Raw genomic sequence first — 321 nt, 5'->3', positions numbered from 1 at the left:
CCCAGGGGATTCGTCGGCTACTGTGAGCAAAGTCTCAGCTTCCGGTGACGCTGAGAAAACGGAGGGCGACCCCATGCGGAATCCAGCCACTCATCATGGTCGTACGAGCCGTGACCGTCGCAAGCCCTGGGCCGTCGCCGCACTGCTGACGCTCGTGCTCACCGCACTGATCGTGCCCGCGTCGCCCGCCACGGCGGCTCCGGGCGATGCCGCCCAGCTGTATCTCGGACCCTCCACGGAAGCGGCCACGGTCGGATCCGACAAAGACCTCGTCGCGCCGACGGAGTGTCCGTCGAACTCGGTGCTCACCGGCGTGCAGAC

1 protein-coding gene is annotated in these 321 nt (G+C 67.3%); it reads left to right on the top strand.

Annotated features, from left to right (window positions below; genetic code table 11):
- Positions 1–73 precede the first annotated feature (73 nt).
- Positions 74–321: hypothetical protein (locus L687_RS26195; protein WP_040569622.1), on the top strand; the 248-nt coding region annotated here is incomplete at its 3' end.

The sequence above is a fragment of the Microbacterium maritypicum MF109 genome (assembly GCF_000455825.1).
In the GTDB taxonomy this organism is placed as follows: Bacteria; Actinomycetota; Actinomycetes; order Actinomycetales; family Microbacteriaceae; genus Microbacterium; species Microbacterium maritypicum_A.
Note: the sequence above shows the minus strand (reverse complement) of the source record. Positions and strands in the feature narration are given on the sequence as shown.